Source organism: Paenibacillus sp. SAF-068 (genome assembly GCF_051967555.1).
GTDB lineage: Bacteria > Bacillota > Bacilli > Paenibacillales > Paenibacillaceae > Paenibacillus.
Window position 1 is genome coordinate 240,399 of the sequence record NZ_JBQCJX010000006.1, and the last position, 9,446, is coordinate 249,844.

At 46.0% G+C, this 9,446-nt stretch carries 9 protein-coding genes; 8 read left to right on the forward strand and 1 reads right to left on the reverse strand.

The window, feature by feature from the left end; translation table 11 throughout:
* Nucleotides 1–16: 16 nt before the first annotated feature.
* The 7 genes from gatB to ACTHPG_RS25050 all read left to right on the forward strand — a co-directional run bounded on the left by gatB (nucleotide 17) and on the right by ACTHPG_RS25050 (nucleotide 7,399).
* Nucleotides 17–1,456 carry an Asp-tRNA(Asn)/Glu-tRNA(Gln) amidotransferase subunit GatB gene (gatB, locus tag ACTHPG_RS25020; RefSeq protein ID WP_062836483.1) on the forward strand — a complete coding sequence of 480 codons (1,440 nt, stop codon included), beginning with the start codon at nucleotides 17–19 and terminating at the stop codon, nucleotides 1,454–1,456.
* A 96-nt stretch (nucleotides 1,457–1,552) separates the two neighbouring features.
* A complete protein-coding gene (locus tag ACTHPG_RS25025) occupies nucleotides 1,553–2,017 on the forward strand; it encodes a GNAT family N-acetyltransferase (protein ID WP_440392073.1) in 465 nt (154 codons plus the stop codon).
* A 32-nt stretch (nucleotides 2,018–2,049) separates the two neighbouring features.
* Nucleotides 2,050–2,760: an MgtC/SapB family protein gene (locus ACTHPG_RS25030; protein WP_339237672.1), complete on the forward strand. Its 711-nt coding sequence runs from the start codon at nucleotides 2,050–2,052 to the stop codon at nucleotides 2,758–2,760.
* A gap of 147 nt (nucleotides 2,761–2,907) precedes the next feature.
* Complete coding sequence (locus ACTHPG_RS25035) at nucleotides 2,908–3,501, forward strand: hypothetical protein (protein WP_440392075.1); 594 nt, start codon at nucleotides 2,908–2,910, stop codon at nucleotides 3,499–3,501.
* 23 nt (nucleotides 3,502–3,524) lie between these two features.
* Nucleotides 3,525–4,937 carry a DUF4097 family beta strand repeat-containing protein gene (locus ACTHPG_RS25040; RefSeq protein WP_440392077.1) on the forward strand — a complete coding sequence of 471 codons (1,413 nt, stop codon included), beginning with the start codon at nucleotides 3,525–3,527 and terminating at the stop codon, nucleotides 4,935–4,937.
* Between the two features lie 167 nt (nucleotides 4,938–5,104).
* A complete protein-coding gene (gene perR / locus ACTHPG_RS25045; protein WP_026081471.1) occupies nucleotides 5,105–5,527 on the forward strand; it encodes a peroxide-responsive transcriptional repressor PerR in 423 nt (140 codons plus the stop codon).
* Between the two features lie 141 nt (nucleotides 5,528–5,668).
* Nucleotides 5,669–7,399, forward strand: coding sequence for a glycosyl hydrolase family 18 protein (locus ACTHPG_RS25050; RefSeq protein WP_440392080.1), 1,731 nt, complete (start codon nucleotides 5,669–5,671; stop codon nucleotides 7,397–7,399).
* A 260-nt stretch (nucleotides 7,400–7,659) separates the two neighbouring features.
* Here ACTHPG_RS25050 and ACTHPG_RS25055 read toward each other — a convergent pair whose 3' ends face one another.
* Nucleotides 7,660–8,034: a DUF2614 family zinc ribbon-containing protein gene (locus ACTHPG_RS25055; RefSeq protein WP_440392081.1), complete on the reverse strand. Its 375-nt coding sequence runs from the start codon at nucleotides 8,032–8,034 to the stop codon at nucleotides 7,660–7,662.
* Between the two features lie 122 nt (nucleotides 8,035–8,156).
* On the opposite strand from ACTHPG_RS25055, the gene ACTHPG_RS25060 reads away from it, so the two are divergent.
* Nucleotides 8,157–9,035 (forward strand): nucleotidyltransferase-like protein, encoded by an 879-nt coding sequence (locus tag ACTHPG_RS25060; RefSeq protein WP_440392082.1) that lies wholly within the window; start codon nucleotides 8,157–8,159, stop codon nucleotides 9,033–9,035.
* Nucleotides 9,036–9,446 lie beyond the last annotated feature (411 nt).

The window sequence follows — 9,446 nt, forward strand, 5'->3', positions numbered from 1 at the left end:
ACGGAGGAATATAGAAATGTCCGCATCTAAATATGAAACGGTCGTTGGACTTGAAGTCCACGTGGAGTTGCATACGAACTCCAAAATTTTCTGTGGCTGCTCCACAGCTTTTGGAGCTCCGCCGAACACGCATACCTGCCCGGTCTGTCTCGGACATCCGGGTGTACTGCCTGTACTGAATCGTCAGGCGGTGGACTACGCCATGAAGGCAGCGATGGCTCTCAATTGTACGATTGCTGATGTCAGCAAGTTTGACCGTAAAAACTACTTTTACCCTGACTCACCAAAAGCCTATCAGATCTCGCAATTCGATCAACCTATCGGTGAGAACGGCTGGATTGATATCGAAGTGAATGGTGAAACGAAACGAATCGGCATCACGCGTCTTCACTTGGAGGAAGATGCAGGGAAGCTCACACATATTGATGGCGGATACGCGTCTTTGGTGGACTTCAACCGTGTCGGTACTCCGCTTGTGGAGATTGTATCCGAACCTGAGATTTCTTCTCCGGAAGAAGCACGTGCATATCTTGAAAAATTACGCGCCATCATGCAGTACTGTGATGTATCGGACGTGAAGATGGAAGAAGGTTCACTGCGTTGCGACGCCAACATCAGTTTGCGTCCACATGGACAGGAGAAACTGGGAACAAGAGCCGAGCTGAAGAACATGAACTCCTTCCGTGGTGTTCAACGTGGTCTCGAATATGAACAATATCGTCAGGCTGAGATTCTGGATGATGGCGGTGAAGTGGTGCAGGAGACACGTCGCTGGGACGAAGCGCAAGGAAAAACACTGTCGATGCGTGGCAAGGAACAGGCGCATGACTACCGTTATTTCCCGGACCCGGATCTCGTGAAGCTGCATATTGATGCAGCCTGGAAAGAGCGTATCAAGGCTACCATACCTGAGCTCCCGGACGAGCGTAAAGCCCGTTACACGGCTGATTATGGGTTACCTAGCTATGATGCAGAAGTTATTACTTCATCCAAGGCTATAGCCGATCTGTTTGAAGATAGTTTGAAATTCACTCAGGATGCCAAATCCGTATCCAACTGGATTATGGGCGACTTGCTGGGTTACCTGAATACGAGCAATCTTGAGGTGACTCAGGTTCCGCTGACAGGTCAAGGTTTGGGTGAGATGATCGGACTGCTGGAGAAGGGCACCATTAACAGCAAAATTGCCAAAACCGTATTCAAGGAAATGCTGGAGAGCGGCAAGCTTCCGCAGCAGATCGTTGAAGAAAAGGGTCTTGTGCAGATTAGTGATGAAGGCGCCATTCTTGCCATCGTTGAGCAGGTTGTAGCGAACAACCCTCAATCCGTGGAAGACTATAAAGCTGGTAAACAAAAAGCCATTGGCTTCCTTGTTGGTCAGGTTATGAAAGAAAGTAAAGGCAAGGCGAATCCTGCTTTAGCCAACCAACTGCTTGCAGATGTACTGAACCGCTAATCCTTCCGGTGAGGCCGGACAGAAAGAGGCTCGTCCCTGTGACAGCCTCTTTTTGGTATTGATATGTACAAATGTATTTCGGACGGGGGAACGGATATGAACATTCAACCATTGTCACTGCATGATCTGGAGACGTTGGGACAGTTATGGAGACTACAGCATGTAGCCTATCGATTGGAAGCCGAAATCATCGGATTTCAGGAGATTCCTCCTTTGATGGATACGATGGAGACTCTTCAGGAGTGTGGAGAGAACTTTTATGGTTGTATCCATGATGACGGAGAGCTCATCGGTGCTGTCGCTGTGGCGGAGGAAGAGGAGAATACACTGACCATCACACGAATGATGGTGCACCCGGATCACTTTCGCAAGGGAATTGCAGCATCTTTGATGACATATGTGTTGGAGCAGCATGCCAATCTTGCACGCTATATCGTCTCCACAGGAACGCTGAATCAACCCGCTGTCAATCTGTACACCAAATTTGGCTTTCATCCCGTGGAAGTTACACCAATTGCACCTGGAGTGGAATTAACGACTTTTCACAAGAATAAACTTTAATAATATGAACAACTTGAGGAGGAATACCGACTTTGGGCGATCCCTGGTTCATTGATGAGTGGCACATTTTATTACGATTATTGCTGGCTATGCTGCTTGGAGGGCTCGTAGGCCTGGAGCGGGAACGGTCCAATCATGCTGCCGGTTTGCGTACCCATATCCTGGTATGTCTTGGTTCTGCATTAATTATGATGTTATCTGTTTATGGTTTTAAAGATTTTGCTAATGAATTAAATGTAAGGATCGATCCAGCACGTCTGGCTACGGCTGTAATCACGGGTGTCGGATTCCTGGGGGCAGGAACAATTCTCTTCACGGGAAAATCCATTACCGGACTTACGACAGCTGCTTCCATCTGGGTTGTTGCAGCCATTGGGCTTGCAGCAGGTGCGGGATTCTTTTTTGCCTCTATTGTATCAACTGTCCTGGTATTGCTTAATTTATGGGTCTTCAACAAGTTAGAGCTGAGGTATCTGCGAGGGAACAAACTGCATGTGGTTACACTTCATACCTTGTCAGAACCCGGTTTTCTAGAGCAACTGTCTTCATGCATGGAGCAGGAGAAGATCAAAATTCGTAAAATCACCGTGAATGAACAAGACTTGGCTTATGCAGAGATGGTGTCGGTTGAACGTAAAATTGAGATTGTGTTACATGTTCAGGTACCTCATGATTTCAAAACGGTAGGCTTGGTATCCAAGTTAAGACAGTGGGAACACGTTACCAAGGTATCGGTCGAATAAATGAATTAAAACCCTCCCGAGGCCAGTAGTGCCGGAGGGTTTTTGGTCATATCCATATTTCTTCCAGTTACTCTCCTTGCTCTTTAGGGTACTATCTAACCAAATGCATGAAGAGCGGAAAGTCAGTTCAGAAGAGAGGAGTATGTTATGAAACGGAGACGTCAATCAAACAGAAGGTCCGGCACAGTCCAAGGCAAACCGGTCAGGAATCGGACGCACAAGTTTATTGCAGGATTACTGAGCGCTATTATTCCTGGCCTCGGTCATATTTATCTGAGATTGTACATGAGAGGTTTGACCTTTATGCTGCTTGTTTTGCTTGATCTGTCAGCAGTGTTGTATTTCTCATCCATTGGTATACAGATCAATGTGCCACTGCTTATCCTGCTGGCTTTGTGTATCCCGGTTATTTACTTTTACAATGTATACGATGTATTGCAATCTGCGGATTGGGTCATGATGCGCAGACGCAGAGCCGTAACCCAGGCAACTTCGGACAAGCCGCTATCCAATGAACGTTCTATACGAGATGCAATGATGGTCTGGGAGAGAGGCATATCGTTCGGGTTACTTCTGATTGTAGGAGGATCATTGATGGTGCTGTTCTTTCGCAAACCGCGCTGGTTTCAAGAGCTCCTCGCCGTATACGGCGGATATGCATTTGCAATACTCATGATCGCAGGAGGTTTGCTTCTGTTTGGCCGTGAGTTCTGGGTAATGTTGAACAAGAAGAAAATGTAGGCGAAACGATACAAGGGGGGAACATGATGAACCGTAAAGTCCGGGTTGGCCGCTATACGGCTGCCGCCTTAATCATAGCGGTCGGTGTGCTGTTGATTATGGATAAACGGTGGGGAACTGACTATGTATATGAGATGGTGGACTGGTGGCCATTTTTGCTCGTTGTTCTAGGTGTTGAATATATTGTGCTATTCCTGTGGACACGTAGAAAAAACAAGGTACAATCGGATAACCCGAGCCATCCTGATGAGCAAATCAAAGTACGTTTCAGACCCGATGCCAAAGGTATTCTAACCTCACTGATTTTGGCGGCTTCCGTATTTATCGTCACCGAGCAGGACCACTACATGCACTTATGGAATAGAGTGAGTCTGAATCTCGGAGCGGCATCCATGGACTACAGTCAAGCGGCAGGGTATATGGAGGATAAGGGGACAATTCGTGTACCTGTTGGAATGGATACGTCAGATCTTGTGGTCGAAGGTGTGAACGGAGATATCTCGGTGCAACGGGGAGACACGGAGGAGATTGAAGTACGAACCGTGATCTGGGTAGATCAGACGACGGAGGTACAGGCGAAGGCCGTAGCAGATGCTTCTTTTGTGGAGACCGACGGTACGAAAGTGATTCATATCAAAGCTACAGGCAAGACGTATGGGGACAATGAAAAAACGCAGCCGCGTATGAATCTTACCATTACGATTCCGGATGATCGTCGTTTTAATCTGGATATTCGAACTTCCAATGGAGCCATATTATTAAACCGGCCGGAAGCGATCAGTACCATACTCGCCGAAACGGGTAATGGACGCATCCGAATTACCAATGCGGTTGGAGATATCTCAGGAAAGACGTTGAACGGGGATGTCATTGTAGCTAATGCCATTGGTAATGTAGATCTGGACAGTAACCGTGGGGACATGAAGGCTCGCGGTATTTCCGGCGATGTAGATCTTACTACACAAGTGGGAAGTATCAGTATTTCCGACTCCGTTGGTGAATTCACTGCCGAGACACGCAACGGCAATATTACGCTGGATGGAGCCAATCTGGGAATCAAAGCTCAATCGCTTAATGGCAGTATTAACATCGTATCTTCCAAAGTCGGGGGAGACTGGGATGTGTACAGTGCTGTGGGAGCCATTAACGTATTACTTCCTGATCGCGGAGACTACAGTCTCGCGGGTTCCAGCAGTTATGGAGATCTAAGTACGGATCTGCCTTTCAAAGTACAGAACAAAACCATAGAAGGCCAGCTCGGCGAAGGTGAGTATAGGGTGAAAATCGAAGGCAATAGCGATCTATCCATTCATCGGAACCCGGCGGTATCTACGCCTGAAACAACTACAACTGATTCTGAAGATACGGCTGAAAATCTGGAACAGACTACTGAGGACGGAGCAAATTCCCAGGAGGATTCTACAGAGGTTCCTTGACTGCCGCGTTGACAATAAACTTGTAATCGCCGTACAATAAATGTACACTGGCAAGATTACACGGCATGAAAGATGGATTGTCGTTCTTCATGGCCGGGAATCAACTTTGTGCGAGGAGACAGTAACTTACTCTTCACCAGAGAATGAAAGGTAAGGCGGTGGGTTTTATGGCAACACGTGTCCAACATGCGTTGGAGCATCTGAAAACGACCGGTGTCCGTATTACACCCCAGCGTCATGCCATATTGAACTATCTGATGGAATCCATGGGGCATCCGACAGCCGATGAAATTTACCGAGCCCTTGAACCCCAATTTCCCAGTATGAGCGTGGCAACGGTATATAACAATTTGAAGATGTTTCTGGAAGCAGGCATGGTCCGGGAATTGACATACGGAGATAATTCAAGCCGCTTCGATGCCAATGTGACGGATCATTATCATGTTATCTGTGATCAATGCGGCAAGATTGAAGACTTTAGCTATCCTTCACTGAAAAGTGTAGAGCTTCAGGCGGAGTCTAGTACAGGATTTGAAGTACACGGTCACCGACTAGAAGTATATGGCGTATGCAAAAGTTGCAGGGATTAAGAGAGTTGAATTACAATATTAACGTGCAGAATTCAGTATGGATTCTTCACGTTTTTTTTTAGCATTTATGCAAAACATTTATTCTTAAAACAACTTATGCGCACATCCTTATGATTCAGCATAATTAACGGAGGTAGACGTTTGGGTAGAAAAAGCAGATATACACGTCAGAAGAGACGTTCATTTTGGCCCGGTTTTCTCGGGGCTTGTCTGATCGCCGGGGGGGCTTACTGGCTTATAACGAATGTATGGTTGAACCAGACCCATGAAGACCCTGATTGGGTAGGGAGAAGCCAGCCTATTTTTGTAGATGGGCAACTGATGGATGGAGACGCCTTGGATACAGGAGATCAACTCAAGTTACCTGTAAAGGTGCTGCAAGAAGCAGTTGATGCGGGCATACGTTACGAACCAGAGTCGGGCGATATCATTATTGCCTCCCCTCAGCGAGTTCTTCATATGAAAGAGGACAGTACACAAGCAGAACTTAATCACAAAGATTATCCTATGACGGTAAAACCTGAGGTTAAGGATGGAGAAGCATACATTCCGCTCAAACCATTGAAGGAAGTGTACGGCATCGCCATACAGGAAGATTCGGTAACAGGTGCTGTATTGCTGATGCGTGGAGGGGACACGATACAATATGCAGAGATTGATACGTTGTCATCCAAAGCAGACAAGACGGTACCGTTATATAAACGTGGAGGAGAATCCTCACCAATCATTGCCGATATGGAAAAGGATGCACGGGTACGTGTATGGCAAACGGGTGATGAACAGAGTTTTGTCCAACTCGATAATGGATATGCCGGATATGTAGATAATGATTATATTGCACTCACGGAGAAAAAAAAGGTGGACACACCCAAGTTTACACTGACTGCATCAGAGAAGAAGTGGCAGAATAAACCGGTAAATCTGGTTTGGGAAGCCGTGTACAACCGTCAGCCTGATGTGGGCTCTATCGGCAAAATGCCTGGTGTGAATGTGGTCAGTCCCACATGGTTTCACATTACGGATGGACAGGGCACGGTGAAAAGCAAGGGAAACCAAGCTTATGTGAACTGGGCTCACCGTTCGGGTATGGAAGTATGGGGACTCATGGATAACAGCTTTGACCCGGACATCACCAAAGAAGCTGTAGCTTCTTACGAGACACGCACTCATATTATTGAGCAGATGTTGGAGTATGCGCAAACGTATCAACTGGATGGTATCAATATCGACTTTGAGAACGTGTATACAGATGACGGGCCGAATATCACCCAGTTTGTGCGCGAAATCAAGGCGATGGCACGCATACATGGGTTGATGTTATCGATCGATGTAACACCAAAATCGAACAGTGAGATGTGGTCCGCTTTTCTGGATCGCCGTGCATTAGGTTCTTTTGCAGACTACGTCATTGTGATGGCTTATGATGAACATTGGGCGGCCAGTCCCAAGGCTGGATCGGTAGCGTCACTCCCATGGACCGAAGCTTCCATGAGACGCATACTTGAGGAGGACGAAGTTCCTTCTAACAAATTGGTTATGGCGGTTCCGCTCTACACAAGAATCTGGACAGAAGAGAAGAATGATCAGGGTGAGGTTAAAGTGTCTTCCAAAGCGGTAGGCATGAATGCCATTGTGGAACTGATCCAAGAAAAGAAACTCAAACCCGAGCTGGATCAGGCAAGTGGACAGAACTATGTGGAATACGAGGAAGATGGAGCTACCAAGAAAATATGGATTGAAGATGCCGTGTCCCTTCAGGCACGTGTGGATTTGATTGCTTCGTTGAAACTGGGCGGAGTAGCGGCATGGAATCGGAGTTTTGCTAATGCCTCTGCATGGGAGGTACTGAAGCAGGCTGGTTATCAAAAATAATGTACTCATGCTCCATGTACTACGGATGGCTTTTCTTGTTGCACAGTCAGAAGTTGCTCCTGTTTAATATCATCTTACATGCAATCTATCTTTTTAATAACCATAGGAATCATAGTTTAACTTCATATCGTAGCTATGGATAACGCAACAAGGGCTCACTTATAAGCCAAGTCCAAAAAGGTCCGGTAAATATACCGGGCCTTTTTTGTTCTTCCATGAAATTGAGACAATGACATTTAGCAGTTGGAGATGATTTCGTGTTATCCATCGGTGGGTGTTGTAGAAGGCGCTTTCAGTTGTTGACTGGTCATATTGGCCTTATTAGGGTCGAGGGTAAGGATGGTGTGACAGAACATACAGCGATCCGTTTTGCCCAGCATTTTGGTTAACTTCCCGCATTCCGGACAGTCGACTTGTACTGCACTGGTGGAGAGCATACCCGCCCAGAAATAAATCGCTAGACTGGCCATCATGGCAATCAATCCGATGACGAGTCCCACAGCTGCGAAGACCTTGCCTGCATGTCCCCAGAAAACAATTCCGGCTGTTCCCAGTATCATTAGGCCCATACCTAGCATGGTCAGTAGTAATCCCCAAGTGCGAAAAGCATTAATTTTTGCTGATTTAAAAATCATGAAAAATGCTCCTATCGTATGAGTAGTATCGGACCTGGAAAAGAAGGAAACTTCAGTCTGGATGTAGAATTACATTATAACTGACTTGGCGCTTATCTGCCATGAAATGTATGGAGGGAATCGTGGAATTAAAGAACCTTGCTTTTTTGTCCGAACAGTCGGAAGAGACAGGGGCAGTTGGGGCTATCGCTTATTCCCACCCGGGAGAGCGATTCCACGGCTCCCTAATTCAAGATTTTGAATTATTAGTACTTGTTGTTCATAGTGATGATCAATTGAAGTCGGCGGTGGGACATTACAGATATGGTGATCTTCGTTATCAAATGATCTATGTAAGCCGTCATGAATTAAAGAGTAGCGTGGTTACCGGGAATCAAAATAATATTACCCAGTGTCTGATTGAAGGTGAGATTATCTGGGAAGCAGACAGCGCCTTAAGTGATTTGCGAGAAGAACTGTCTGCCTTTGGGACAGAATTGCGTGAGCAGAAGCTGCTACATGAATTCACGAGTTTCTTGAGAATGTATGTGGAGGCCAAACGTCACATTCAGGAAGGTCATGTTGTAGACGCCTACTATAATGTATTAGAGGCTCTGGGGAACTGGGCAAGAATTGTATTGATTGAACAGGGGATATACCCGGATCATGCCGTATGGACACATGTGCAGAATCTGGATCGCGCTTTGTGGAAACTATACCAGGAGCTTACCGTCAGCTCAGAGACGCTGGAGCAGCGCGTTGAGCTTGTCCTGCTTGCCTGTGAGTTCTCGGTAATGTCCAAAATGAGTGAATGCTCCGAGCTGCTGCTGCGTGTGTTAAGAAGTCGCAGGGAGCCGTGGAGCATGAACGAACTTGTTCATCATCCGCAGTTAAGGTTTGTTCGAGAAGATCTGCCTTTGGTTATTCGGAAGCTGGTCTTTCGTTCTATAGTAAAAGAATCGGCAGGGTGGCCATCGATCGGAGGAGAGGGTCGTGAAATTCGGTATTGGATTGAGACGTAAACTTCTCTAAAAGTCTGACATGATATTGATCACATAAGGGAGGGGAAACCTTCCTTTTTTGTTTGTTTAATAATTTATAAAAAAATGTTGACTCTGGTTTATGATATATGTTACATTATATTTCGTTCCTCAAACGAGATTGTCGCTAACAAACGATAATTTTTTCAGAGGAAAAGTGAAGAACTAGAGCTTCAAAAAAAGAAACTAAAAAAAGTTCTTGACGAAAACAAACGAAATGTGATACATTATTTAAGTCGCCGCCGAAACTTGGTTGAGACGCAAATGAGTAAAACAAAGAAACTTGGTTGAGACGCAAATGAGTAAAACAAATCGGGTTTGATCTTTGAAAACTGAACAACGAGTGAGTAAACATTCTGCTTGCAGAATGAACGCGAAAGTTCGAGACAAGCC